Source organism: Vibrio sp. JPW-9-11-11, from assembly GCF_013369335.1.
In the GTDB taxonomy this organism is placed as follows: domain Bacteria; phylum Pseudomonadota; class Gammaproteobacteria; order Enterobacterales; family Vibrionaceae; genus Vibrio.
Map to the genome: position 1 here is coordinate 363,462 of NZ_SZQJ01000036.1, position 25,740 is coordinate 389,201.

At 48.5% G+C, this 25,740-nt stretch carries 27 protein-coding genes; 16 read left to right on the plus strand and 11 right to left on the minus strand.

Annotated elements, in window-relative coordinates:
• The first annotated feature begins 15 nt into the window (after window positions 1–15).
• Window positions 16–1,056 carry an AraC family transcriptional regulator gene (locus FCU94_RS17485; RefSeq protein ID WP_176289749.1) on the plus strand — a complete coding sequence of 347 codons (1,041 nt, stop codon included), beginning with the start codon at window positions 16–18 and terminating at the stop codon, window positions 1,054–1,056.
• A 55-nt stretch (window positions 1,057–1,111) separates the two neighbouring features.
• Here the strand turns inward: FCU94_RS17485 and speB are convergent, their stop codons facing one another.
• Together speB and speA are read right to left on the minus strand one after the other, a co-directional pair.
• Window positions 1,112–2,038 (minus strand): agmatinase, encoded by a 927-nt coding sequence (gene speB / locus FCU94_RS17490; RefSeq protein ID WP_176289750.1) that lies wholly within the window; start codon window positions 2,036–2,038, stop codon window positions 1,112–1,114.
• Complete coding sequence (speA, locus tag FCU94_RS17495) at window positions 2,039–3,949, minus strand: arginine decarboxylase (RefSeq protein WP_369597270.1); 1,911 nt, start codon at window positions 3,947–3,949, stop codon at window positions 2,039–2,041.
• A 284-nt stretch (window positions 3,950–4,233) separates the two neighbouring features.
• Between speA and FCU94_RS17500 the strand changes: the two genes are divergently transcribed.
• On the plus strand, window positions 4,234–4,755 hold the full coding sequence (locus tag FCU94_RS17500) for a DUF2058 domain-containing protein (protein ID WP_176289751.1): 522 nt from the start codon (window positions 4,234–4,236) through the stop codon (window positions 4,753–4,755).
• A 28-nt stretch (window positions 4,756–4,783) separates the two neighbouring features.
• On the opposite strand, the gene FCU94_RS17505 is transcribed toward FCU94_RS17500, so the two are convergent.
• Window positions 4,784–4,996 carry a hypothetical protein gene (locus FCU94_RS17505; RefSeq protein WP_176289752.1) on the minus strand — a complete coding sequence of 71 codons (213 nt, stop codon included), beginning with the start codon at window positions 4,994–4,996 and terminating at the stop codon, window positions 4,784–4,786.
• A gap of 269 nt (window positions 4,997–5,265) precedes the next feature.
• Entirely contained in the window at window positions 5,266–5,478 is a 213-nt protein-coding gene (cspE, locus tag FCU94_RS17510) for a transcription antiterminator/RNA stability regulator CspE (RefSeq protein WP_176289753.1), read from the minus strand.
• 492 nt (window positions 5,479–5,970) lie between these two features.
• On the opposite strand from cspE, the gene FCU94_RS17515 reads away from it, so the two are divergent.
• Window positions 5,971–6,222, plus strand: a complete 252-nt coding sequence (locus FCU94_RS17515; RefSeq protein WP_176289754.1) for a DUF3081 domain-containing protein — start codon at window positions 5,971–5,973, stop codon at window positions 6,220–6,222.
• 53 nt (window positions 6,223–6,275) lie between these two features.
• On the opposite strand, the gene FCU94_RS17520 is transcribed toward FCU94_RS17515, so the two are convergent.
• Window positions 6,276–6,635 (minus strand): DUF413 domain-containing protein, encoded by a 360-nt coding sequence (locus FCU94_RS17520; protein WP_176289755.1) that lies wholly within the window; start codon window positions 6,633–6,635, stop codon window positions 6,276–6,278.
• A gap of 195 nt (window positions 6,636–6,830) precedes the next feature.
• Here FCU94_RS17520 and FCU94_RS17525 point away from each other — a divergent pair, with 195 nt between their 5' ends.
• Complete coding sequence (locus FCU94_RS17525; protein ID WP_176289756.1) at window positions 6,831–7,724, plus strand: LysR family transcriptional regulator; 894 nt, start codon at window positions 6,831–6,833, stop codon at window positions 7,722–7,724.
• A gap of 63 nt (window positions 7,725–7,787) precedes the next feature.
• On the opposite strand, the gene FCU94_RS17530 is transcribed toward FCU94_RS17525, so the two are convergent.
• Window positions 7,788–8,366, minus strand: coding sequence for an FMN-dependent NADH-azoreductase (locus FCU94_RS17530; protein WP_176289757.1), 579 nt, complete (start codon window positions 8,364–8,366; stop codon window positions 7,788–7,790).
• 197 nt (window positions 8,367–8,563) lie between these two features.
• Entirely contained in the window at window positions 8,564–8,767 is a 204-nt protein-coding gene (locus tag FCU94_RS17535) for a hypothetical protein (protein ID WP_176289758.1), read from the minus strand.
• 151 nt (window positions 8,768–8,918) lie between these two features.
• Between FCU94_RS17535 and FCU94_RS17540 the strand changes: the two genes are divergently transcribed.
• The 3 genes from FCU94_RS17540 to FCU94_RS17550 are packed head-to-tail and all read left to right on the plus strand — an operon-like array spanning window position 8,919 to window position 11,159.
• Window positions 8,919–10,283 (plus strand): DNA-3-methyladenine glycosylase 2 family protein, encoded by a 1,365-nt coding sequence (locus FCU94_RS17540; protein ID WP_176289759.1) that lies wholly within the window; start codon window positions 8,919–8,921, stop codon window positions 10,281–10,283.
• A complete protein-coding gene (locus FCU94_RS17545) occupies window positions 10,280–10,753 on the plus strand; it encodes a methylated-DNA--[protein]-cysteine S-methyltransferase (protein WP_176289760.1) in 474 nt (157 codons plus the stop codon). Before FCU94_RS17540 ends, FCU94_RS17545 begins: the two co-directional genes overlap by 4 nt.
• Before the next feature lie 4 nt (window positions 10,754–10,757).
• Window positions 10,758–11,159, plus strand: a complete 402-nt coding sequence (locus tag FCU94_RS17550) for a hypothetical protein (RefSeq protein WP_176289761.1) — start codon at window positions 10,758–10,760, stop codon at window positions 11,157–11,159.
• Here FCU94_RS17550 and nhaD read toward each other — a convergent pair.
• The 4 genes from nhaD to FCU94_RS17570 form a co-directional block, all read right to left on the minus strand.
• Complete coding sequence (gene nhaD, locus FCU94_RS17555) at window positions 11,148–12,581, minus strand: sodium:proton antiporter NhaD (RefSeq protein ID WP_176289762.1); 1,434 nt, start codon at window positions 12,579–12,581, stop codon at window positions 11,148–11,150. The genes FCU94_RS17550 and nhaD overlap by 12 nt on opposite strands.
• A gap of 177 nt (window positions 12,582–12,758) precedes the next feature.
• Window positions 12,759–14,078: a hypothetical protein gene (locus FCU94_RS17560; protein ID WP_176289763.1), complete on the minus strand. Its 1,320-nt coding sequence runs from the start codon at window positions 14,076–14,078 to the stop codon at window positions 12,759–12,761.
• A gap of 168 nt (window positions 14,079–14,246) precedes the next feature.
• Window positions 14,247–15,551 (minus strand): dicarboxylate/amino acid:cation symporter, encoded by a 1,305-nt coding sequence (locus FCU94_RS17565; RefSeq protein ID WP_176289764.1) that lies wholly within the window; start codon window positions 15,549–15,551, stop codon window positions 14,247–14,249.
• 318 nt (window positions 15,552–15,869) lie between these two features.
• Window positions 15,870–17,354, minus strand: coding sequence for a phospholipase D family protein (locus tag FCU94_RS17570; RefSeq protein ID WP_176290081.1), 1,485 nt, complete (start codon window positions 17,352–17,354; stop codon window positions 15,870–15,872).
• A gap of 176 nt (window positions 17,355–17,530) precedes the next feature.
• Between FCU94_RS17570 and FCU94_RS17575 the strand changes: the two genes are divergently transcribed.
• From FCU94_RS17575 to FCU94_RS17615, 9 genes are all read left to right on the plus strand, one after another.
• A complete protein-coding gene (locus tag FCU94_RS17575; RefSeq protein WP_176289765.1) occupies window positions 17,531–18,151 on the plus strand; it encodes a LysE family translocator in 621 nt (206 codons plus the stop codon).
• A gap of 13 nt (window positions 18,152–18,164) precedes the next feature.
• Window positions 18,165–18,422 (plus strand): hypothetical protein, encoded by a 258-nt coding sequence (locus tag FCU94_RS17580; RefSeq protein ID WP_176289766.1) that lies wholly within the window; start codon window positions 18,165–18,167, stop codon window positions 18,420–18,422.
• A 20-nt stretch (window positions 18,423–18,442) separates the two neighbouring features.
• Window positions 18,443–18,763: a heavy metal-binding domain-containing protein gene (locus FCU94_RS17585; RefSeq protein WP_176289767.1), complete on the plus strand. Its 321-nt coding sequence runs from the start codon at window positions 18,443–18,445 to the stop codon at window positions 18,761–18,763.
• Window positions 18,764–18,845: 82 nt separating this feature from the next.
• Window positions 18,846–19,313: a YaiI/YqxD family protein gene (locus FCU94_RS17590; protein ID WP_176289768.1), complete on the plus strand. Its 468-nt coding sequence runs from the start codon at window positions 18,846–18,848 to the stop codon at window positions 19,311–19,313.
• A gap of 3 nt (window positions 19,314–19,316) precedes the next feature.
• Window positions 19,317–20,282, plus strand: coding sequence for a LysR family transcriptional regulator (locus FCU94_RS17595; RefSeq protein ID WP_176289769.1), 966 nt, complete (start codon window positions 19,317–19,319; stop codon window positions 20,280–20,282).
• Window positions 20,283–20,394: 112 nt separating this feature from the next.
• The gene (locus tag FCU94_RS17600) at window positions 20,395–20,634 is read left to right on the plus strand and encodes a YdcH family protein (protein WP_176289770.1); all 240 of its coding nucleotides are present in this window, start codon (window positions 20,395–20,397) and stop codon (window positions 20,632–20,634) included.
• A 273-nt stretch (window positions 20,635–20,907) separates the two neighbouring features.
• The gene (locus FCU94_RS17605; protein WP_176289771.1) at window positions 20,908–22,233 is read left to right on the plus strand and encodes a sphingomyelin phosphodiesterase; all 1,326 of its coding nucleotides are present in this window, start codon (window positions 20,908–20,910) and stop codon (window positions 22,231–22,233) included.
• Entirely contained in the window at window positions 22,233–23,174 is a 942-nt protein-coding gene (locus FCU94_RS17610) for a chromosome partitioning protein ParA (protein WP_176289772.1), read from the plus strand. Before FCU94_RS17605 ends, FCU94_RS17610 begins: the two co-directional genes overlap by 1 nt.
• Before the next feature lie 155 nt (window positions 23,175–23,329).
• Window positions 23,330–25,726, plus strand: a complete 2,397-nt coding sequence (locus tag FCU94_RS17615; protein WP_176289773.1) for a M9 family metallopeptidase — start codon at window positions 23,330–23,332, stop codon at window positions 25,724–25,726.
• The last annotated feature ends 14 nt before the right edge of the window (window positions 25,727–25,740 follow it).

The window sequence follows — 25,740 nt, forward strand, 5'->3', positions numbered from 1 at the left end:
GGTAAAGGGGGAAGGATGGCGACGATTGCGCACTATTTGCCGACGAATCACCGTCACCAACTTGGAGTGATGGATGTCGCGCTCATGCTGGAGGTCGCTGAACAGCTGGAAATTGACACTGAACATTTGCTCAACACGCTAGGTTTGGCTGAACGAGAATGGTTTAGTCAACACGCTCAAATAACGTATGCCGATAAATTGATGTTGTTTCAGGCGGTAAATCAAGCGTTTGACGGGTATGGCTTAGGGCTGAAATGTGGTGAGAGAGCGACCTTGAATCATTTTGGTATGTTGGGGTTTGCGGTGCTCAGCAGTGCCAATGTCGAGCAGGCGTTAAGCATAGGCTTGAAGTACCTTGGTCTCAATGGTCCGCTGTTTTCTGTTGAGTTATCGGTGGAGCAAGGTCGAGCTTCGATAGTCATGGACAATGTGCTCGATATCGGTGAACTGCTGCCATTTTGCAGTGAGTTTTTCTTAAGCGCGTTAATGGCGTTGTTTGCTGAACTTACGGGCTCGGATCTGCGCGACGCCCACCTGACCTTTCCTTATGTGGCACCGGATTATGTCGATCACTACTCTCAGCGATTTGGTGATCAGTTAGAGTTTGAACAAGCGTGCTTATCGCTCAGTTTTGATGCGAGTTTGCTCGCTCTACCAGTCAAGAACCAAGATACCACCCAATTACAGCGCTACCTTCACTCCTGTTCAGCGGTGTGTGAAACGCTTGAATCGCCTCATTGGCTGCCAAATCAAATCAAAACTATGCTGTATCAAAGTGGTGGTCAATGTCCAAACCTGACGCACATTGCGCAGCAATATGGCTGCTCTGAGAGTACGCTTCGCCGGCGTTTAAGGGCCCACAATACTAGCTATCACAAGTTGGTGGATGAAGCGCGTAGCGATTTAGCCAAAGAGTTTTTGCTCGCTACTCAGCTCACGGTTGAAGAGATCGGCTTTCGCCTTGGATACAGTGAGGCGGCTAACTTTAGGCGCAGCTTTAAACGCTTAACAGGTTTAACACCGCAACAGTTTCGTGGCCAGAAAAGAACAAGCTGACGTTATCCTCAATCACAACAAATTTCTCGTTGGTGTTGGCGTCAGCTTGGTGGATTTACTCACTGTCGCGATGGGCGGCCCAGGCGTACATGAGTTCTAGGGCGATGGTCGCACCGGCGAGGGCAGTGACATCACTGTGATCATAAGGCGGTGACACTTCGACAACATCCATACCTACGATGTTGATGCCGGCCAAGCCGCGAATGATCTTCAGTACTTTATCTGAGTTTAATCCGCCGCATACAGGCGTGCCTGTACCCGGTGCAAACGCGGGGTCAAGACAGTCGATATCAAAGGTCACATACACTGGTTTGTCGCCAACAATGTCGCGAATTTGCATCACGATTTCTTCTGGCGCTAGGTCATTGGCTTGCATAGCGTTAATCACATTGAAGCCATGATCTTGCTGTTTATATTCAGTGCGAATACCAACTTGTACCGAATGTTTCGGTGATATTAACCCTTCATTCGGCGCATGGTAAAACATAGTGCCATGATCGTAACTGCTGCCATTAGCGTAAGTGTCGGTGTGGGCGTCGAAGTGCACCAGTGCCATTTCACCATGATATTTGGCGTAGGCCCGTAAAATAGGCAAGGTGATAAAGTGGTCTCCACCGAGCGCAAGCATGGTTTTACCACTTTTTAAGATTTCACTGGTTGCCGCCTCTAAGCGATAAGTAAAGTCCTCGGCGTCGCCACAATCAAACACCAGATCGCCAGCATCAATGACTTTGGCACGTTCAAACACATTGAAATCCCAAGGGAACTTCTTACCTTCCCAAGCCAAATTAACCGAAGCACGGCGGATAGCATCCGGTCCCATACGAGCGCCGGGGCGACCCGAAGTCGCCATATCTAATGGTACGCCCAACACCACCAAGTCCGCATCGGCTGAGACCGGGTTGCGCAGATACGGTCTGCGCAAAAAACTCATTGAGTTTGAGTAGAGCGAATAATCAGTCTTAGTAAACAAATCATTCATTTAGAAATCCTCTAAGTAGGTGTAACCGGTCAGACCGCCTTCTAGTTCTGCCAAAATCGACGCTTGTTCATCGGCATTTACACGCTCTGAGACAAGCTCGCGATAGTTCAGGCGGATTTTCTCTACGTCGATGTGAACATAGCGCATCATATCTTCCACGCTGTCGCCCTCATCAATCCGCTCAATGTTGGCTTCACCGTGACTATCCACCGTGACGACGGCGCTGTGCGTATCGCCAAACAAGTTGTGCATGTCGCCCAAGATCTCCTGGTAGGCGCCCACTAGGAAAAAGCCCATTAAGTACTCTTGATCTTTGGTCCAGGCGGGAACCGGCAGTGTGGTTTCGATGCCTTGGCCTTCCACATACTGCTCAATCGCCCCATCCGAATCACAGGTAATATCCAACATGACCGCACGGCGGTCTTCAACGTTCTCCAGTCCCGACAAAGGCAAGACAGGGAAGACTTGATCGATGCCCCATGCATCCGGTAACGACTGAAACAGCGAGAAGTTAACAAAGAACTTATCGGCCAAGCGCTCGCTCAACTGGTCCAAAATTGGCCGGTGAAAACGGTTTTTATTGCTCATTAGGCGGCTGAGTTCAAAGTAAATACGCAGTGAAAGCTGCTCCGCCCACGCGCGCTGCTGCAGGTTCATAACGCCAGTGGCAAATTGGCTGTGTACTTCGGCCAAGTCACTTTGAGTGTCGTTATATATCTCTATCAACGCACGCGCATCGCTGCCATTTTGCAAGTTTTGCCAACTGCTCCACATGTTGTGCAGTAGGGTCGGTTCCTCATCGTTTGGCGCATTGACCTCTTCAGGATGATACGCCTCAGTGCCAATCACGTTGGTGATCAACACCGCATGATGCGCAGTCAGGGAGCGCCCTGACTCAGAAATGATGACTGGCACAGGTTGCTTATATTGCTCACACACATCGCCAACAGTGGTGACAATATTGCGTGCATACTCAATCAAACCATAGTTCATTGAGTTAGAGGATTGGCTGCGGGTACCGTCGTAATCGACGGCAAGACCACCGCCGATATCAAAAAACTCGATTCCTGCGCCCATCGCGCGTAGCTCACAGTAAAAACGTGCCGATTCATTGACGCCATTACGGATATCGCGAATGTTGGCCATTTGCGATCCGAGATGAAAGTGCACCAACTGCAGCGTATCCAGTTGCTGCTCACGTTTTAGGCGTTCAATTACGGTCAGGACTTGTGATGCCGCTAAGCCAAATTTCGATTTCTCTCCGCCACTCGATTGCCACTTTCCCGCCCCTTGTGAAGCAAGGCGGATGCGCACGCCCAAGCGTGGTTTTACGCCGAGGCTTTTCGCTTCGTTGAGGACTAAATCGAGTTCAGATAACTTCTCTAGAACGATAAAAACTTTATGCCCCAGTTTTTCACCAATGAGAGCCAGACGAATGTACTCTCTGTCTTTGTATCCGTTGCACACAATCACCGAACTGGCCTTTTGTGCCAGTGCTAGCACGGCTAACAGTTCAGGTTTACTGCCTGCTTCTAGGCCGAGTTGCTTGGTCTCAAGCTGAGCTTGGCTCTCGAGAATTTCATCTACCACCTCTTTTTGCTGGTTAACCTTAATGGGGTAAACCAACAGATAGTTGTTTGGGTATTGATACTCTTCAATCGCTTGGTTGAACGCTTCGCAAATACCGTGCACACGTTGGTGCAAGATTTGCGGAAATCGCACTAAAACTGGCAGGTTAAGTTGCTGCTGTTCGAGTTTAGCGACGATATGGCTCAGTGGAACTTGATGCGCATTGTCGCTGCGAGGAGAGACATACACCTCACCTTGGTTGTCGATACCATAGAAGCCTTGGCTCCAGTAATCTACGTTGTAATCCGCGCGAACACGATCAAGTTTGGAAATGTTTTCCACATCAAATCTCACAAAAACAGAGAAAGAAATAGGGTTAGAGTTCACTCTAAACCACGCCAGTCGCGACACAGAGCCGTCTGTTTGGTTATCGCAACGAGCGCATTAACGGATAAATCACCGGTTGTGTCTAACAAAAACTATTTGTCGTGTCGATTGCTTAATAAACAGCGCAGTCACGGCATTTCTGGCCGAGATCATTGCGTGTTTTTTAACGTCATACTCGGCTTTATTTGCCTGCGGTGAACCGTTAAACTGAAGCGATTGAGATAACGGATGGAATCCCCATGGCAAAATTGACCCTTCAAGAGCAAATGCTTAAAGCGGGCTTAGTAAACGAAAAGAAACTTAAAAAGGCCAAAAAAGGCTCGAAGAAATCACGTGTGCAGGCGCGAGAAGTGAAGGCGGCGGTCGAAGAGAACAAACGCCAGCAGCTCGAGCGTGATAAAGCCTTGAGTATCGAGCAAAAAGAGCAGCGACTCACGAAAGAGATTCAAGCGCAGATCAAGCAACTGGTCGAGATGAATAAACTGGATCAGAAAGACGGCGATATTAAGTATAACTTTACCGATGGCACCTTAGTGAAATCCATCTATGTTGAACCTTTAGTTCGTGACCAGTTGGCGAAGGGGATTCTATCGATTGCTCGTCATAATGACGCGTATGTAGTCATTCCAAGCAGCGTGGCAAAGAAAATCGCATTGCGTGATGAAAGTGTTCTAATCGAGCAAAACGCACCGGCAGAGGAGTTGGCAGCCGAAGACGATCCGTATGCAGATTTTGTCGTCCCAGATGATTTAATGTGGTAATCCCTTTTATACCAAGCAAATGGCGAGTTTAGGCTAGTACAACGCTGAACTCGCCAATGGTTTCCCCATCTTGTTTGAGGATGGTGCCTTTTTGGCGCTTCTCGCAGTAATCCAGTGATAACACCTCGTTACCAACCTCGCCTTTGACCCTTATCTGTCGTAATAAGCTATCGCTGTTGAGCTGATGTAGGGCAGTTTGCCAAATCTTGTTAGTTTGGAATAAATGAAAATAGATCGTCATAGATCTCCTTATTGTTGTTGAATGTGTTTGGTATTGCGCGTGTTTTGAAACCAAAAACGCTTACGACCGTTTGAACGAGCCATACTAAGCCTTAATGAAAATATTGATTGGATTTGATAAAACTAAACGAGTTGATTTGTCTTAGGAAAACTAGATAGACGATTGCACAGAGAGGATAGGTGCGAGGGTATGATAGATTCGAAAGATAGGATATTCGTTGCTGAAGTGCTAAGAGTTGGTGCAAGCCAAAGGCTTGCACCAATTCGAAATTATAGAGCTACTACGTTTGCAGCTTGTGGGCCTTTTTGGCCTTGCTCAACTTCGAAAGAAACCTGTTGGCCTTCTTTCAGAGTTTTGAAACCTTCAGAAGCGATAGCACGGAAGTGAACGAATACGTCAGCACCGCCGTTTTCTTGAGAAATGAAGCCGAAACCTTTCTCTTCGTTAAACCATTTTACAGTACCAGTAGTTTTGTTAGACATAATGTGTCCCTTGTATAAATTGAATTAATCTTCTTAAGTTGCGCTGAAAATTTGAACTATTTAATGTAACGGTGAAGCTAAGGGAAACACTGAGGATAACAACGGTAACGCGGTAATTCTGAGGATTTACTTTTGACTTTCGGTTTCACTAATAACTCTGTATTGCAGAGCAGACTAGATAGTACCTGATAACTGAGCGTTGTAAAGAGATATTTTTTATTAACTTAGTGGAATAAGACAATAAGTTGATAAACGGCAATCGAATGAGGGCCTTAGCGAGATAACTTTTTGATAATAATTGAGCTATCGGCGCGACCAAAACCGAAATAATGAAAATTGTGTTACTCGGTTTGGCTTAACGGCTTGCGTCAATACAACCAGCGCGTCAAAGGAGATCAAATCGTTAGAGTTTGATGTGGCGCAAAGCGGCAAGTTGGCGAAAAAGGGCTTTGTTGTTCATACTTTTCTATATAGGAAGAAGGAAGGTGGCGTATGAAAAACGAACTTGACCCCAGCAAAATTCTGCAAGCTTATGAAATGGTGATGGCTAATGGTACTCCGACCGAGCATGGTAAGATCTATGAGGGTATCGAAGCCTTTTCTGACTATGACGGTTACAATGTCTACATGCGTGGCAATGGTGTGGAGTTAAAAGTGGGATTTCACAATACTTACCACCTAGACTACGACCAAGAGCACCTTCGCGATAGCTTCTTAAAAAAAGTGTCGATGCTGGCCAAATAAGTTGAATAACAAAGAGCCCCAAACGCTTGCGTAATTGGGGCTCTTTATTTTGGTCAGTCTTCTTCGACTAGGCTGGCGTCTTCAGAATACTCTTCAAGGTTCGCGTCGGGTTTACTGCGACCATTTAAGGTATGGAAGCGTTTGCGTCCACGCGCCAATTGAACGTATTTGAGCCAGACACGCTCAAGTTTAGATTTGGCTTTCCCCGGGTTAGCTAACACTTTGACGAAGTGTTTTTCTTCCGCGTTTTCAGGCCGTAACTCACCAGACTCCAAGCCAAGCATGGTGTCGCCATAAAGGGTTAGTATTTCTTCTTCTCCAAGCGTAAAATCGCCTGACTTGGCGAACCCGCGTGGAAATTTCGTATTGTCGTAAAAACGTTTTTTGCCATGACGAAATTGAGTGTCTGACATCTCGGTAGCCTCTATTATGCCTACGTGGTTGAACTAGATCGAAAGTTAGGCGTAAAGTTAACAAAAGAGAAACAAAAAATTTTTATCCTCACTATCGAAGATATTTATTGAATTTAGATAACATTTTCGTGAATTGAAGATTAAAAAAAACGAGCATCTTGCTACCTTTAAATGCTTGTTAGCAGAGGAAAAATAATGGACGTAAAAGTCTTTAGAACCTTTCTAGAGCTGGCGCAGGTCAGACACTTCGGCAAAGCGGCTGAGAATCTATACATTACTCAAGCAGCGGTGAGTGCGCGTATTAAGCAGCTTGAGAGTTACTTCGATACACAATTGTTTATTCGTGACCGCAATAACATCAAATTGACCTCGTCAGGCGAGCGTTTAATTAGCTACGCTGAGGTAATGGTGAGTACACTGCAGCAAGCTAAGATGGAGTTGTCATTGGAAAGTGGTAAAGGCTTGCAACTGACATTAGGCGGAACGCCAAACGTTTGGGATGCCTATTTACAGAACTGTCTCTCTTTAGTCACCGACGAGTTCGATGGTTACGGCTTTATCGCTGAAATTATGGGCCGAGAAGCCTTGACCCGAAATTTACAGGAACGCACGTTAGATATGGCGTTTGCTTTTGATCAGATTAAAGCCGATGAACTGCACTGTAAGAAAGTAGCGGATGTCGTGTTGACGTTAGTCTCGACTCAGCCGGACTCCTTAGAGTCGGTATTTGAAGCTAAGTATGTGTACGTCGACTGGGGAACGAAATTTGCCTCGGAACACGCTGAGCGCCACCCTAAGATACCAGCGCCTTACCTGCGCACTTCGAATGCGCGTATCGCCCTTGATTTTATCTTGGAGAAAGGCGGTAGCGCTTATCTTCCTGAGTCGTTAGTGCAGCCTTTCCTCGCGGGCGGACAACTGCACGAAGTGAGCGGCGCACAGGCTTGGTGCCGTCCTATTTACTTAAGCTATCGCAAAGCGAGCAGTTCAATTGAAGCCATCAAGCAAGTTGAGGAGATGGTCAAGACCATTGATCCAGTGACGGCGTTTAGTTTCCAGCAAATGGCAGACTTACCTGTCGACGAGTAAGTCCAGGTGTGATTGGTAAGCAAAAAAGCCTCGCAGATGCGAGGCTTTTTACATGGTGAACAGTTAAATGAGTTCGCTTAACGCTTGGGTGGCTTGTTCACGCGCGGTTTGGGCGTGCTCTTCGCCCATATTGAGCGCTTCTGCGTAGACAAATTCAACGTCGGTTAAACCGATAAAGCCAAGCATAGTCGTTAAGTAGCTCTCGATAGAGTTGCGCGGTGAATCTTTGTGCAGGCCACCGCGAGTGGTCACAACGATAACCTTCTTGTTCTCAATCAGGCCGACAGGGCCGTTTTCTGTGTAAGAGAAGGTCACGCCAGCGCGGGCAATCATATCGAACCAGTTCTTCAACTGAGTGGGTACCATAAAGTTGTACATCGGCGCGCCAATCACGACTTGATCGGCGGCGTTGAGCTCGGCGATAAGTTGGTTAGACAGCGCTAGAATGGCTTGTTGTTGCTCTGAGAGATCGTCGCTACCGCGTAGCGCTGTTGCCACATCCATATCTAAAATTGGAAGTGGATTTTCTGCCAGGTTGCGCTCGATGATGCCTGTTTTGCCTTCTAGCACCTTGTCAATCAATTGCGTTGACTGAGAGTGTGGGCCAAGGATGCTAGATTTAAGCACAAGAGTGTTTTTCATAATACTGCCTCACTAGGAAGTTGGGCTGGGTTAGAGCCGTTTTGTTTCTGTTGAAGCTAGTATAGGGAGGCGGGTGTCACAAAAGAACGGCTGGAATTTGAGCATAACATTCAAATTTTTCGAATGAGTTGCTTGACCGATAATATAACAGAGAAACAGCCCACGACGGGGCTGTTTATGAGACATAAATCCAAGCGTTATAGATTCATCAGACTTTCAATCGATTCTTCGATGGATAATTCGTGGTAGCAACGTACTCCCTGACCATCAAAAGCATCGATCAAAATCTTATCAATGTTCGCAGGGCCGTGTTGGTCGATAATGCCTAACGTTTGTTCGACATCATCACACGTCATGGTGAGGTGATCTTTAAGCACAATAGTGCAAGAGTGCAGGTTCATAGCCAACTTCCTTATTATTTATCGATCTGCATTGCTAACTTTAGAACAAGCATCACACTTGGCAAATAGAATTTAGTTCCGAAAATGGCTAGTAAATGGCGTTGATGTGATTAGACTGCAAATAAGGTTCTGAACAATAATGGAAAACCGTATGAGCAACGCTATTGCAAAATTGACTCAAAAAGAGTGTCATACCGCGCGAGTTGCGCGCGATAGCCGCTTTGACGGCCAATTTTATGTTGCGGTAAAAACCACGGGGATATTTTGTCGGCCAATTTGTCCAGCCAACTTGCCAAAAGAAGAGAACGTTGAGTATTTTCACGATAAAGCGCAAGCGCTGCTGGCGGGTTATCGACCTTGTTTACGCTGTCGTCCCGACAGTGCGCCGAACTCTTGGGCATGGAAAGGGGTTGAAGTGACCTTTGTTCGTGCGATTCGGATGATAGAGCAGGGCGAGCTTCAGACTTGTTCTCTACAACAGCTGTGTCAGCGTTTGGGAATATCAGACCGATATTTACGCAAGTTATTCAATCAATATTTGGGCATGTCGCCTAAGCAGTATGCGCTGTACTATCAGTTAATGTTCGCCAAGCAGCTGTTACACAGTAGCCAGTTGTCGGTGACAGAGATAGCGTTAGCTAGCGGTTTTAACAGCGTTCGCCGTTTTAACGATGCGTTTCAGAAAGTGATGAAAATGTCGCCGTCTGCCCTGCGCAAGGCCGAGCGGCACCACGCGCAGTCTAACGTGATCGACCTTGCTTATCGTGGCCCATTGGACTGGCAGCATATGCTTGATTTTTATCGGTTACGTGCGATCGAAGGATTAGAAGTTGTCACGGACCAAGCGTATCAGCGTAGTGTGGTTCTCAATGGTCAACAGGCTTGGTTTGCGATGACTCACCACAAGCCCGGCGTAATGCGGGTTGAATTTCAACTCGAACAGGTCAGTCAATTGCGCGAGTTGGTCAACCGCTTAAGGCGAATGTTTGATCTAGACAGCGATGTATTGATCATTGAACAGCACTTATCGAGTTTGGCCCCAGGCCTTGTTAAGCGATCGGGGATTCGTATTCCCGGTGTTTGGAGCGCTTGGGAGGCGGGGGTTCGAGCAATATTAGGCCAGCAAGTGTCGATTAAAGCGGCGATTGGTCAGCTCAATTTGTTAGTGGCGACATTGCAGCCGAATGAGGTGACACACTTTCCTACGCCAACAGATTTAGTCGACGCGGATCTATCGTTTTTGCGTATGCCACAAAGTCGCAAAGAGACATTAGCACGCTTTGCCCGCCATGTTGCTCAATTTCCACATCAAGATCCCAGCGAATGGCTTGCACTAAAAGGGGTGGGGCCTTGGACGGTCAATTACGCTAAGTTGCGTGGTTTGAGTGAGCCCAACTGCTTTTTAGATGGGGATCTGGTGGTGAAGAAAGCCTTACGGACCTTTACTCAGCTTAACCCTACATCGGTTGCTCCGTGGGGGAGCTACGCTACTTTCCACTGTTGGAGTCATGCATGAATTACTATTGCGAATACGCGTCACCTTTAGGTGATATGACGCTTCAAGCTAATGAACACGGATTGCTTGGGGCTTGGTTTGAAACTCACACCACTCAACCTGAAAAACTGGGTGACTACGCCCCAGATAACCCAATTCTTCTTCAAGCGGTACAAGAGTTGCAAGAATACTTTACAGGGCAACGTCAGCAATTTACCCTACCGTTAGCCGCGGTAGGTACGCCATTTCAACAGCAGGTTTGGCAAGCGTTAACCCAGATACCCTTTGGTCATACTTGGAGTTATCAAGACATTGCCGAGGCGATAGGCAAGCCAAAAGCGGTTAGAGCGGTTGGCCTAGCCAATGGTAAAAACCCGATTTCTATCATAGTGCCTTGTCATCGGGTGATCGGCAAAAACGGTAAGCTGACCGGATATGCGGGAGGCGTAGAGCGTAAAGCAAAACTGCTCGCGCTTGAACGAACGGAGTAAAGGAATGCGAATACAGCGTTGGCTCGTCAACATGGCGTTATTTATCGCCATGACCACCACTTTTACAGGGTGCTCAGACGAACAAACCGAACGTATGTTCAACAAACAAACCTATGAATTCACTGGGGTTTACGACAACCTGTATAATCAAGACCGCCTCGAGTTTCGCGACGCTCATGTCACTATTGTAAAAGCGAAAGGGCCAGATATGACCAAGCCCTTTGAAGTGAACGATAACTTTCTGACCATTCAAATGCGCAACAATTCGAAAGAGAAGCGCGACGACATTGTGATGCGCATTCATGGTAACAATGAACTGTTAACTTGCAGCGTATGCGCCAAATACCAACTCGCGAGTACGTGGCAAAAACGGGATTTCAACCCAGGGTCAACCTCAAGTAAATAGAGCGCTGTTGAGGACTAAGTGGACACCAATACTAGCGGCATACCCCATCGCTATGACGGGCGCCCACTTCAAATGCCCGAAGAAGGTGTATTTGCCGTGGGCGGCGCCCATTAGTGCCACGCCAGCCGCTGAGCCAATAGAGAGTAAGCTACCGCCAACCCCAGCTGTGAGTGTGACCAATAACCAATTGCCCATACTCATAGAAGGCTCCATGGTCAGTACCGCGAACATGACCGGAATGTTATCGACGATTGCGGATAAGATACCGACCATCACATTCGCCCACATCGGATCCCATTGGGTGTACATGACCTCCGAAATCAGGCCCAGATAGCCAAGCAAACTTAACCCTCCAACACACATCACCACGCCGTAGAAGAAGAGCAAGGTGTCCCATTCCGCATGGGAGACTCGACGAAAAACATCAAACGGCACCACAGAACCTAAACGCTTGAGTGCGTAATCGTCTCGATTTTCAATCGCGCGCAGGGCTTTCTTTTTCAAAGATGTTTTGAGCGTTTTACGCAAGAAAAAGCCAAAGAACTGTAAGTAGGCGAGGCCCATCATCATACCGACGACAGGTGGGAAATGCAGTACGGCATGAAATGCTACAGCGGTGGCAATAGTGAGAATGAACAAACCCACAATTCGACGTGCGCCTCGTTTAAGTTCTACATGCTGGTGAACGACATCGGGCTTTGCATTGGGAATAAACTGCGACATGATGATCGCTGGCACTAAGTAGTTGAGAACGGAGGGAAGAAACAGCGGCATAAACTCAGAGAACGATACGTGTCCGGCTTGCCAAACCATGAGCGTAGTAATATCGCCAAATGGACTGAATGCCCCGCCGGCATTGGCCGCAATCACGATATTGATGCACGCGAGATTGATAAATTTAGTGTTGTCGCCCGCCACTTTCATCACCACTGCACACATCAGCAGTGCCGTGGTTAGGTTATCGGCAATCGGAGAAATAAAGAAGGCCAATATCCCCGTTAGCCAGAATAGGGTTTTAAAGTTAAATCCTTTACCGACCATCCAGGCTTGCAAGGCGTCAAACAGTCTTCGCTCTTCCATGGCACTGATATAAGTCATTGCCACTAGCAAAAACAGCAATAGTTCAGCATATTCCAGTAAGTTGTGCTCTAGCGCGGCTTTGGCGACCTCAACTTGATCATACTGAGTGTAGGCGTAACCTATCATCGCCCAGATGACCCCTGCGGCCAGCAATACTGGCTTGGACTTTCTCAGCTGTAGATACTCTTCGAGCATCACTAGGGTATAGGCAACGGAAAAAATGAGCAGTGCTGTATAGCCAATGGTCGATTGAGTCAAAGGCAGTACCTGCTCTGGAGAGGCGGCGACATAGGTTGAGAAAGGCAATAAAAGCAGAACGACAAGGGACCGCGGCAGTTTCATGCTGTCACTCCTTTGAAAGTGAGTTGTTATTATGATGTAACTTATTGTAAGGCTGAAATGGCAGGGGGTATGTGAGTTAGGTTTGGATCTGGTTGAATTGTCAGCAATAAAATTGCCTCGGTCAGTCAGGCCGAGGCAATGTTGTCAAATGACACCGTGCTTGGGGAGTCCGTCGTGTTAGAACACCGTGACTGTGGTGTTGGAGCAGGTATCACTACCGGCGTTACAAACTTTATGATTATAAGTTGCCCCGCCTTTGTTATTGATGTTGTCGGTATAGAAGCCGGAGTTAGCCATAGTCTCAATAAGCACGCCATTGCGGTAGACGTCAACTTGGGCCGACTCACTACCACTCCAGTCTAAGTTCACCCTGTGCTGGCCTTTCACCTTATACCCTGATGCGGTTAACGCAAAATCACCACCGGACGGAGGCGGCGCCCCGGAATCAATCGTGACGTTGAAGCGCTGCAAAATAGGTTCTATCGGTGATCCTATGGTGTAAGAGGAAGATCCCGCGAATAGCAGTGCCACTGCGGCATTGCTATCGTTGGCGACAATCAGTGAGCCTGAATCTCCCCCTGCGCTAAACGTCCCTGGTGTGATAACGACTTGCCCAACGAATGTGGCCAATTTAGTACAACTCGAACCTCCCTCATAACAGACGTTCACCGTGGCGTTAATGCTGTCTACCGTGCCTTGGGTAAAACCGGTAGTGCGGCCGTATTTTTTTACAGTGAGGCCAAGCGAGGCCGTTTCGACACTGGAGGAAGGTGTGCCGTAGCCATCGGCGGGTGTTGCAGTAGACAGTGAGGCGACGTCGCTCAGTGCGATCGCGGCGTCCATAATATTGGCGGAGCCGTCAAACAAAATGGGTTCGTAGTCGACCAGTGTGGCGTAGGTGTCACCGTTTTCGACTCCACCGTCATAAGGACCAGGCTGAAGAATGTTTTCTGGTACATTGGTTTGATTGGAATTGGCAAACACGTGATTGTTGCTCAACGCATACACTTGCGTGCCGTCGGAGACTCTCGCCCCAATGGTGCCAGCGGTAATGTTTGGGTGACCTGTCGACACACCAATCGGGACCGGACGCTCAAAACGCGCGGTCGGGTCAACGGTGGGTTCGGGGTCAGGGTCCGAAAAACACTCTGCCGGGCGCTGGGCTGGTGGCCCGCCACATACCGGAGGCGCAAGCGCGTAAAATCGGCCACTGTAGACGGTTTTGACTTTTACGCCGTCAACTACGGTTGGAATGCCCGACATACCGGGCGATTCAGTAAACACCACAATCACACCGACGCCATGACTATCCAAGGCCAATCCGTGCCCCACAACCCCTTTGGTTTGGAGAAAGCTGTTGCCGTGTTTTTGTTGCGCCGCCGCGGCCGTACTGAGCCCAGGAGGCGCAGTAAACGAGGGAGCAGCGAAAGAGATCACCGACCAGACAATGCTAGTCAGGAAGGTAACAAACAAGAGGATCCAACGGTTAGACGCCATGATTAATGCCCTATCAATGCTATTGATGGATTTGTTAATTATGGCTGCTTTTGGTCACATTTGCGTAGTCGCAGGGGAAGAAAAAATGCGCAGTGAGTGAACTCATTGAGCAGAAACAATAAACCCGAGATTCACTGTCTCGGGTTTATTCTAGATAGCAAGCGAGAACTAAGCTTCAGAGTGTTTTAAATGGACCTCTTCTTCTTTCTCTCCCGCCATTGGGTCGTTAAATCGCGCTTCATCGAGTGCGCCTTCTGATTTGGCGACAATCACAGTGACTGCGCTGTCACCGGTAATGTTGACTGCGGTACGAATCATATCCAGCAGACGATCCACCCCCATGATAAGCGCGATGCCTTCCAGCGGCAGGCCGACTTGATTGAGTACCATCGCTAGCATCACTAAGCCAACCCCAGGTACACCAGCGGTACCGATAGAAGCGAGAGTCGCTGTCATGATCACCATCAGATAGTCACCCATGGTGAGGTCGATATTGAACGCTTGAGCGATAAATGCTGTTGCCACACCTTGCATGATCGCCGTACCATCCATGTTCACCGTCGCGCCGAGCGGAACCGTAAACGATGATACGCGGTTTGCGACACCCATACGATTTTTCGCCGTTTCCATGGTGACAGGAATGGTGGCATTTGAAGAGGCGGTAGAGAAGGCAAACATCACCGCGTCTTCCATCTTCTTCAAGAAGGTGATCGGGCTTAATCCCGTAAAGCCTTTGAGCATCACGCTGTAGGTTACTAAACCATGCAGTACTAAGGTTCCGGCTAACACCAAGAAGTACTCAGCGAGGTTGACGATGGCGCCTAGCCCCAAGCCTGTGAACAGCTTAGCCATCAGGAAGAACACACCGTATGGCGCTAAATGCATCAGAATGGCGACCAGCTTCATGATCACTTCGTTGAGATCTGAGAAAAAGGCCGCAATACGTTCACCTGGTTTACCCGCTGCGCTGATAGCAATGCCAAAGAGCACTGCAAAAACTATCACTTGAAGCGTCTTGCCTTCCGCCATAGCACTTATGGGGTTGGTCGGGAACATATCAATGATCACTTGCCCCAGTGAAGGCGCCTCGGCAGATTTAAATGAGCTGGCTGCGGTTAAATCGGCACCTGCGCCCGGTTGGAAAAGGTGACCCATAGTAAGGGCAAGCGTAATTGCAACCGCGGTTGTCACGACGTAGAAGCCCAGGGTTTTACCGCCCATACGACCGAGTGTCGATAGATCTTTTAATGAGCTAGTTCCGCAGACCAGTGAAACAAACACAAGCGGAACCACTAACATTTTTAAACTGGCGACGAAGACTTTTCCGCCGACTTCGAATAATCCATTAACAATGTATGCATCGACAAATCCGTTGTCTGCAAATAAGCTGCGAATCGCAAAGCCTGTCAAGATACCTGCGACCATACCGATAATGACACGGCTGGTTAGCGACATCGGTTTCTTGGTATTCATAGTGAACACTCCTTATAGTTATGCACCTTGAGTTCATTTCAAGGCGAGCAGGAGGTTAGCAGGGGTATTGATAAATCGAAAAGCAAATCGCTCAACTGAATGTGTAGATGTGATCTGCATCACTAGTATTTTGGTTTATTTAACAGCTTGTTAACCTTGATTTATGGTCTTTACAACTATAAATGGTCAAAATTAACGTCAAAGATTCTAATTGTTAACAAGGAGGCGTTTCTCATTACTTGAGAAACTGAGTGCACATCCTATTTGACGCTTCACGAGAGTGCATAGGTAGTCACGCTTTATTCACCTATGACTCCTCTAAAGCTGATTTTCTATCGGCAGAAGTCCTGCCAGCCAAGCGCCAATTTGGCGCCATATGCTGGCGTCTGGCTCACTGGTTAATCTTGTATCCGTACTGAGATCGCGCCAAACCAGTTGGTCATCTTCAACACCCATCAAGTAGGCGTTGTTTTTTAATTCGTTAGGCAAGCGCGCTAGGGTTTTCTCCACATACTCAGGTTGCTCAATCACTGCGGCCATTTCGGTGTTGAGTTCGCCTGACCTTGGGTCCCAGTTCATAGACCCGACAAACAGCACGCGCTGATCAACCATCACGACCTTAGCGTGTAGGCTCGCTCGACTGCTCCCTGTCATACTCCACTGGCTGTTACTGTTTGCGGTAGATTTGATTTCCCAAAGCTGAACGCCTCCCTCAACTAGAGGCCGGCGATATTTGGCATACCAGCCGTGCACTGCAAAGACATCATTGGAGGCGAGACTGTTGGTGACAATAGTGATATCGATACCGCGTTGGGCGGCTGCGATCAGTGCTTCAGTGCCTGACTCTGTTGGGACGAAGTATGGTGAGATGATCACCACCGATTGCTTTGCTGTAGCAAGAAGTTGGCTCAAATTCTCGACCAACTGGCTTTGTTGATGTTCGACTTTGTCGGGATGGTCGTACCAAACAGCCCCTTTTCCCCAATAAAGTTTGATACTGCCTTGAATCAGCTGTTGGTAGAGCGCTAAGTCAGTAAAGTTGTAGCGTCCAGAGGAGAACTTTTGTTCTAACTGCAGCGTGTCCACTGCTTTTTGGATATCGCTCTGGGTGAGAGTTCGGCTTTCAGTGACGATCCACTCTATAGGAATGGCATAACGACTGTTCCAGTAGAGGTCAAATTGGGTCGCTGTTTGCTCTACCGCCTCACCAAACAGCAGCAAGTCGAAGTCACCGAACTCGACCGCAGACTCGAAGGCGAAGTATTCATTGCCGATGTTTCTGCCGCCAACGATACTGGCGACACCATCGGCCGTTAGCGACTTGTTGTGCATACGTCGGTTGAGGCGTTCGAAATCGCTGGCCATAGCTAACACCCTAGCTTGGCGGTATTGATGTGGGTTGAACAGCCTAATCTCGATATTGGGATGGCGGTTAAGCTCCGCCATATGGCGATCGTTGCGCTGCTGCATATCGTCGAGTAATAGTCGAATGCGCACACCACGCTCTGCCGCCTGATACAGTCGCCAAGTCAATAGATGGCTAGTTTCATCATTGCGATAAATATAGTACTGCAGATCAAGGCTCGTTTGAGCAGACTCAATTAGGGCTAAGCGCGCCAATAGCGCATCTTCACCAAAATTTAGCGGCAAAAAGCCCGTTTGTGAGTCGTTAGGGGTTGGCAAGGCTTCAAAATAGCCAGCCAGAGGAGAGTGTGCTTGGTAACCAAAATGGTACGACGTCGGCTTTTCGCCAAATTGCGTTTCATCGAGTGTACTGCAGGCCGAGAGGAATACCACGAGCATGACAACGGCTGTCCGGAATAAAAGCAAACAAGCCTCCTTTGCACAATATCCAAATATAGGGGATTGATTATAGAATGATTTGTTCAGGTTACCATTGGCGTGAGCAATAAGCTGATTGGTTTTGTGAGCACATTCGATTATGTTAGAAGCAAGAATCATAATTATTAGTCACCGCTATGAATACCGCTTTGCTGGGAATGTTTATTCCAACCTTTTTCTTTGTTTCGATTACACCTGGGATGTGTATGACATTGGCACTTACGCTCGGAATGAGCATTGGCTATCGCCGTGCCCTATGGATGATGGCGGGCGAGTTGGTCGGAGTTGGGCTGGTTGCCGTCGCTGCTGTGCTTGGCATTGCCGCGGTGATGCTCAACTATCCTTGGTTGTTTGTCGCGCTAAAGTTTATTGGTGGTGGTTATCTGTTTTATTTGGGTGTACAAATGTGGCGCTCGCGTGGGAAGTTAGCCATTAACCTCGAACAGCAAACGGACGCAGTACACTCCGACTGGGATTTAGTGGTACAAGGCTTTGTGACAGCTATAGCGAACCCGAAAGGTTGGGCATTTATGATTTCTCTGTTGCCTCCGTTTATCGACCAAAATAGCGCACTCACACCACAATTGGTGGTACTGGTCTCCATTATCTTGCTGTTCGAGTTTGTCTGCATGACCCTTTACGCCACAGGCGGCAAAGGGCTCAAGCGGCTGCTTGGTCAGTCACAAAATGTGCGTTTGCTTAACCGAATTGCCGGCACGCTAATGATGGGCGTCGGGGTATGGTTATTATCCAGTTAATCGGTGTTTTACTATGTTCAATAAACTAAAGGCCAGCCTACTAGACGTACTCGATTTTCAGTCTCGGGTGTGGGTGGTGAGCGTATTTGCGGGCGAGCACAAAGGCGAGTCGTATGTCGTCAACGAAGATAGCTTTACCGAACCGATGCAGTGGATGAAGCGCAAAGGTTATAGTGAGCGCATGATTCAGCAGATCGAGAAGATGCCGCGTTCTCAAGTGAAAGAGTTTGAGCTTGAAACCGTCAAACATCGATTAATGAGAGTAAAGTGAACCGCAAAAAGGAGTCTTTCATGATAAAAACCACTACTTCAGTTGTAGAAGGTCGCCCGGTTCAAGATTATTTGGGTGTGGTCGTTGGAGAAGCGATTTTAGGGGCCAATATCTTTAAAGATATGTTTGGTGCGATTCGTGATGTGGTCGGCGGCCGCTCAGGGGCTTACGAGCAAGAGATGGGGCGAGCCCGTGAAATTGCGTTCCAAGAAATGGAAGCTAGGGCACGAGATCTCGGCGCGGACGGTATCGTCGGCATCGACATTGATTATGAAGTGGTCGGAAAAGGCGGCAGCATGATGATGGTCAGTGTTAGCGGCACAGCGGTGAAGTTTAAATAACACTATCGTGATGGCCTGCTTTGCGGTCTAATGGCCGCAATCGCTCGGGTTATCGGGTGTTAGCAGTTATAAGGAAAAGAGTTTGAACAAAATTTGGGTCGATGCAGACGCCTGCCCAGTGGTCGTCAGAGACATTCTGTACCGCGCCGCAGAGCGAACTGGGGTTGAGGTGACTCTGGTCGCCAATCAGTTTATTCGTACACCAGCCTCTAACAAAGTGACCATGCTTCAAGTGCAAGCCGGGTTTGACGTAGCAGACAATGAAATCGTGAAACGCTGCCAAGCGGGTGATCTTATTATTACCAGTGATATCCCCCTTGCCGATGAGATCATCACTAAAGGCGCCCATGCGCTGAGTCCGCGTGGTGAGATGTTTAGCAAAGAAAACATCAAATCTCGCTTGAATATCCGTGACTTTATGGAAACCATGCGCAGTAGTGGCATTCAAACGGGCGGGCCTGCGCCACTGAACCAGGCAGACAGGCAACAGTTTGCTAATCACCTCGACAAGTGGTTAGTGCATTGGCAACGCGCGCAAAAACAAGCTTAATCTATGGCATTGGTCAACCAGCTTTCATTGTTTATCGACGTGGTTCAGCAAGGCTCCTTTACCAAGGCCGCCGCGCTGCACGATATGGACAATTCGTCACTATCCAAGCAGATAAAAAAGCTTGAGACGGCGCTCGGTGTTCAGTTGCTCAATCGTTCGACTCGCTCTTTTTCCCTCACCCCAGCAGGCGAAGAAATTTTAGAGCAGGCTTACAGCTTAGTCGGAACCTTGGATCAGGTTCAATCGATAGCCGACTCCTATCAAGTGGAGCCGAAAGGACGCATCCGGGTTACTGCTCCCTATCATATAGGCCAGAATCATTTACAACCTGTGATCAGTCAGTTCATGCGCCGCTATCCTGATGTTGAAATAGAACTGCTGCTTGACGATAAGCGATCCGATATTATTTCAGACCATTTTGATGTCGCTTTCCGATTGGGTAGGTTGGATGACTCTAGCTTGATTGCCAAGAAAGTCGCCGATATTCGAGCCGTGATTTTGGCGTCGGAGAGCTTTCTCGACCAATATGGCGAACCGCAAACACCAGAGCAACTGGCTCTACTACCATCGGTGTTATACAGCAATCGTGAGTTCGTGGTGGATACCATGCGTTTGAGTGAGCGCCCGGGCGAGCGAGAGACATCGGCGTATAAAATGCGTGGTCAGTATAAAGTCAATGATGTGACGACATTAATTGCCGCGGCACGAGACGGTTTGGGTTATGTCATGATTTCGTCGTCCAACTTGAATCGACCTATTGCTGAGATGCAGCTCAAGCCTCTACTCACAAACCACACACTCTCTTATCCAGGCCTTGCGCTCTATGCCTTATACCCACACCGAAAGCAGACGGCCTTAGTTAAAGCCTTTATCTCCGCTGTGCAAAACCATATTGGCACACCACCGATTTGGGAGAAAAACATCCCTGGATTCAATCACTTCTATCGTGCCACCGACAGCGAGCGTTAGCTTGCAAAAGTTTCATGTCAGTAAGTGCTATGGATCGCTTTAATGATTCTCTTTCATTGCTATGGTTAAAAAGTAGTCAGTAGAACCGTTTAGTAAATAGGAAGGTGCACATATGCTTGGTGAAGACCACTCACTGTTGAAAGAGTTTCCAGAGTACAAACAAACCATCCTCACGTTATCCCAAAGCGATGAGGGGTTTGAAAGCTTGATGAGAGAATATAACCAGCTCGATAAAGATATCCGTAAACTCGAGATGCGCGACTCGCCTATCAGCGATCAAGAAATGCTATTGATGAAGCATAATCGCGCCGAGATGAAAGATAAGCTGCATTACTATCTGGTTGCCAAATAAATTGAGTGGCTGACATCCGCAACAAAGATTAACAGGGGGAGCGCGATGCTCCCTTTTTGCACTCTCTTAGTATTGTGAAAGAAGAGTGCGCGGAACAACCCCACCCATCTCACACCGATACGTTATAAAGCATGACCTTGTTGCACGTAATTTGCGTCGACCTCTCGTTTTAATCTTGCCACTCATATTGATTCAGACTGTCACATATTCATAACATTGATGTAAAGCATATGCTCTAAATTCATGCCTTCAAACGACAACAAGGATAACAGGATGAATATAAAGCAGTTTGCCTGCGTCATGGCTTCCATTTGGGTGGCTCCGGCTTTGGCGGATACAGATCTTTACCTCACCAATAACTCGGGCGAGGCTTTGACGATTCAGGTCAGTCATGAAGGCAGTGATTTGTTGAGCTATGGGCAAGAGTGGCAGCAGCACACGCAAACACTCGGGCCTTGGGAAACCAAGCAAGTGATGAGCTTTAATCGTTGGGAAGGGGTTAAGGCAGGCGAGACCTACCGTTTTGAGACCGTGGTGTCTAACCCCCGCGGTGAAAGTGTTACCCTTCAGCAAGTGATGGAAGGCCATTGGTATAACTCAAGCATCGAGTACGGTGTGTCTGCGGCGGATGTTCCCCTTGCTTTGCAAAACGATCGCCAAGTGCATAGGTACACCAGTCATTCTTTCGGTCAAGGTGAGGCAGAATTGGCGTTTAAGTCGGTGAACACCGCCCGCTACGACGATCTTTACTACACCATTACCCCGCAAAAAGTCGACGAAGTGGTGGAGGCCAACCCCGAGACACTTAAAATCATGACCTACAACATTTGGGCGTTGCCCGCGATTGCGTCGCATATCGATGACCGTTTCGACTTGATCCCTGATTATGTGAAGGGGTACGACGTTATTGCGCTGCAGGAGGTGTTCGCTAGCGGGCGCGAGGCCTTCTTGCGTGAACTGGCGAAAGAGTATCCGTACCAAACAAAGATGCTCGATAAAGCGGGATTTAATATCCACGATGGTGGGGTGATGATCGTCAGTCGCTATCCTATCGTCAATCAAGCGCAATACGTGTTTCCAGATTGCACAGGAACAGACTGCTTTGCAGATAAAGGGGTGAACTACGCAGAAGTGATTAAAGGTGGTAAGGCTTACCATGTGTTTGCCACGCATACCGCCTCGTATGACACCGATACCGCCCGCGACTATCGTCAGCGGCAGTTCAAGCAGATGCGTCAGATGGCGCAATCGCTTGACATCCCGCGTGGCGAAACCGTGGTATATAGCGGCGACTTTAACGTCAATAAACGTAAGTTCCCCGGAGACTATCAGCAGATGATCGCCAACTTGAGTGCGGTTGAACCTAGCTACTCGGGTTACACCGCCTCAACGTTTGACCCGCGTATTAACGATTTCGCCGGCGAGCCGATGTCCGGTGGTGAGAACGTCGAGTATTTAGACTATGTGATGGTTAGTAACGAGTATCTCATCAAGGCTGAAAACAACAACCGCGTTGATGTCCCTCGCTCCACTGATGAGCGGTTATGGCAACACTATAATCTCTCAGACCATTTCCCGGTGACGGCGGTCATTGAGTAATGCTGCGCCTATTGATGGTTCTCATGCTCGCCCTGTTGGCGAGCATGATCACTTGGTGGGGTGTCGAGCCGCAAAGGCAAGTTGCTGACACCCAGCAAACGTCTTTTTCTGATACCAACGCGAGTTTAAGCACTGTGCGTAAGGCTGAGCAACGCTCTGGCCGAGTTCAAGACAATGTGCCTGTCTCGGACGATGATTTATCACGGCAACTCGCGACATTGAAGGGCCGAGCTCTGCGACAACAGCTCGAGTCATTCTGGCTCGCCTGCCGAAGTGAGCATAATTGCTCACAACAGCTCGTCGAACTTGACTCAACGTTGGCACCTGAACTTTATTCATTGCTCGCCAACTATCCGCAACTCAAACGTCAGTGGCAGCTCACTATGGGCTCGCTTGAACTGTCACAGTTATCAAGTGTGGGTGAGAGGGTCGCTGAGGTGAAACTGCAAGCAGAGCAGGTTTGGGGACAAGACGCGCATCGACTCTTAGCCGATGAGCTTGCTCTATACGACTTTACGCTCGAGGCGCAAGCGCTAAATGCCGTCAGCGCCGAAGAGTACGTGGCTCAATATCAGCAACTGCTTGAGCGTTGGCAACACAACCACACTACCTTGGGCCTAGTGAGTGAGTTGGCCACATTTGAAAAGGCGATAAGTCTGATGCCGCTGACGTATACATGGCCACAAAGGCAACAAGTGGTCGAGCAACTGTCATCGCTCTATTTAACGCCAGCGCAAGCGAGTGAGATTGCAACCCGAGAGCAGCAAGTTGCGACTCAGACGCAGCAAGTTGCCGATTATCAGACACAACTCGCACAACTCAAACAGACACTCAATGCCGAGCGAGACATCGTTCATGGTCAGATGAGTGATGCCCAATGGCAACACTATTACCAGCAACAGGTCGAACGGTTTCGACGTCAGTTTTTTAGCAGTAACTAATTGTTAAATAAGTGTTTAATACAAACGATTGCTTAGTGATAGCAGCAAAAGATTTCTGGACCAGAGTCTAGTTCCTACGTGATGTTATTTTAGTCACTAGATTGATATTTGTTATAACCCGCCGACCAAATATTATTAAAAACAGAGGGTTAATAATGAAACAACGTCAATGGGCTGTCACCAAGTTGACCGCCGCAATGCTGCTTAGTGGGTGGAGTCTTGCCGCTCAAGCGCAGCAGCCGTGCCAGTATCAAGATTTGGTGGCTTCTCCACAGTGGGTGACACAAGTGGCCAACGCCGATTCATCGTGTTATGCCTCTTGGTTTAACGCACCGACCGAAGCCGCACATAGCTTATATAGTGAATCGTCATTGACGCCGCTGGTCAACTCGCTCACCCAAGCCGTCACTGATTATCGCGGGGAATCGCAACAGGCGCAGCGTATTGCCAATATGAGTGAGTTACTCAAGGCGGCGTATTACGCTCGTTATGCCACGCGAGATCAACATGGGTACTTCTCATCCGATTTTAGCCGCACTATCGCTCAAGTATCGTTGCAGTTTATTCGTTCACCGCACGCTAAGTTGCAAGGTCGTGAGCAGGTACAAGCCATGTCATCCATGACTTTGTTGGTCGACAGTGTTAAGCAACTGCCGGTGACGTTGGAGGCGATGCTAACACTGCTAGAGACATTTGATCGCAGCAATAGCGAAAATTTGCAGTATGTGGATGGACTAAACAACCTGTTTCGAGCTATGAGTGGCCATGTTGCTCGAGATGAGTTCTACGCCGCGTTGGTATCGAATCCCAGCTACTTAAACCGTTTGCAACGCTTTGTTGACAATAACATCTGGGCGATGGGGAGCGACGCGGAGTTCCTTGTTTACAACGCGGTGCGTGAAACTGGGCGATTGTTGGCAGGGCGCAATACTCAACTGAATCAACAAGTCATGCCGTTTCTCGAACGTATCCTGAGCCGTTATCCGCTTGGTTCTGAGCAAGAAAAGCTGTGGATCGGGGCCGCGGAAATGGTGGCACACTATGCACCAGACAAAGCACGCCAGCTCAACATTGCAGCGAGTAAGGCGCAGTTAGAACAGCGTTTGTTGGCCCATCGATTCGAATGCAACGGTCCAGCGATCATTCGCTCGCAGAATTTGACAGACCAACAAGCAGAGCAAGCCTGCCAGATTCTCAATGAGCAAGAACAGCACTTTCACCAAGTGGTCAACTCGGGGCACGTTCCAGTCGCGGATGACGTCAACAATCGGGTTGAGGTGGTAGTGTGGCAAGACAACGCTGCATACACCACTTACTCAAATTTTCTGTTTGGTAACAGCACCGATAACGGGGGACAGTACTTAGAAGGGGATCCGAGTGCACAGGGCAACATAGCGCGATTCTTAGCTTATCGTTACGCCAGTGACGAACTTGCGATCCTTAACCTAGAGCACGAGTATGTACACTATCTTGATGGCCGTTTTAATCTGTATGGGGGGTTCAATCAAACCCTGAGTGAGGGCCATATTGTCTGGTGGTTAGAGGGCTTTGCAGAGTACATGCATTACCAGAAAGATTATCAGGCTGCGCTTGATCTGATCGGCTCGCAAAATTTATCACTGAGTGAGGTGTTTGCCACCAACTACCAGCACGACGTGAATCGTATTTATCGCTGGGGCTACTTAGCGGTGCGCTTTATGTTCGAACAGCACCCTAGTGAAGTTGAGCGCTTATTACTATTGGCACGTCGTGGTGACTATTCGGCTTGGGCTCGTGAGGTGAAAGCGTTGGGCTTTGCACTCGAGCAAGAGTTTAGCGTTTGGCTAGAAGAGGTCGCGCAGCCTGCAAGTGGTGACAAGGACACGGACCAAGGTGAGAAACCAGAAACAGATTCGCACCAGCCGTTTGCCCTAAATCAAACCCAAAGTTTTGCCGCAACCGCCTATCAAGAGCGGCTGTTTTACGTTGATGTGCCAGAAGGAACAGAGCAGTTCCAAGTGTCGATAACTGGCGACGGCGACGCGGATCTTTACGCGAGCTACCAGCAAGTGGCGCACTACTATGACTTCCAGATCTCGGAGTACCAGCAGGGCAGCGAGGAAGTGATCGTATTCAAGCCACAAGCCAATGGTTTGATAGCTCCAGGTCGCTACTATTTCAGTTTAACGGCTCGTGAAGCGTTCAATGAGGTTGAAGTCACCACGTACGCAAAAAACAAACACGCAGTACATAGCGATGAACGAACTCCAATTGTGCTAGAAAACAGTCAAGCAAAAGCGCTCAGCATAGATAACGTTCGCTATGCAGGTTTGTATGTCAGTCAACCAGGGACAGTCAGAGTCTGGTTGAAAGGTCTGCAACCGCAACAAGCGCCGGTAGAGATGTTTGTTGGTCTTACGGGCTGGGCGTCTAAGCAGCAGTTTGACTTGAGCACTCAAGGTCAAGGAGAGTCGCAATACTTAGAGTTTGACGTCGAGCGCGCTGGGTATGTCCATTTCACAATTTCTGCCCAGCAAACGGGTAGTATGGTTGAGCTTTTTGCCGCCTATTAGGCGCTGAGCTTTAG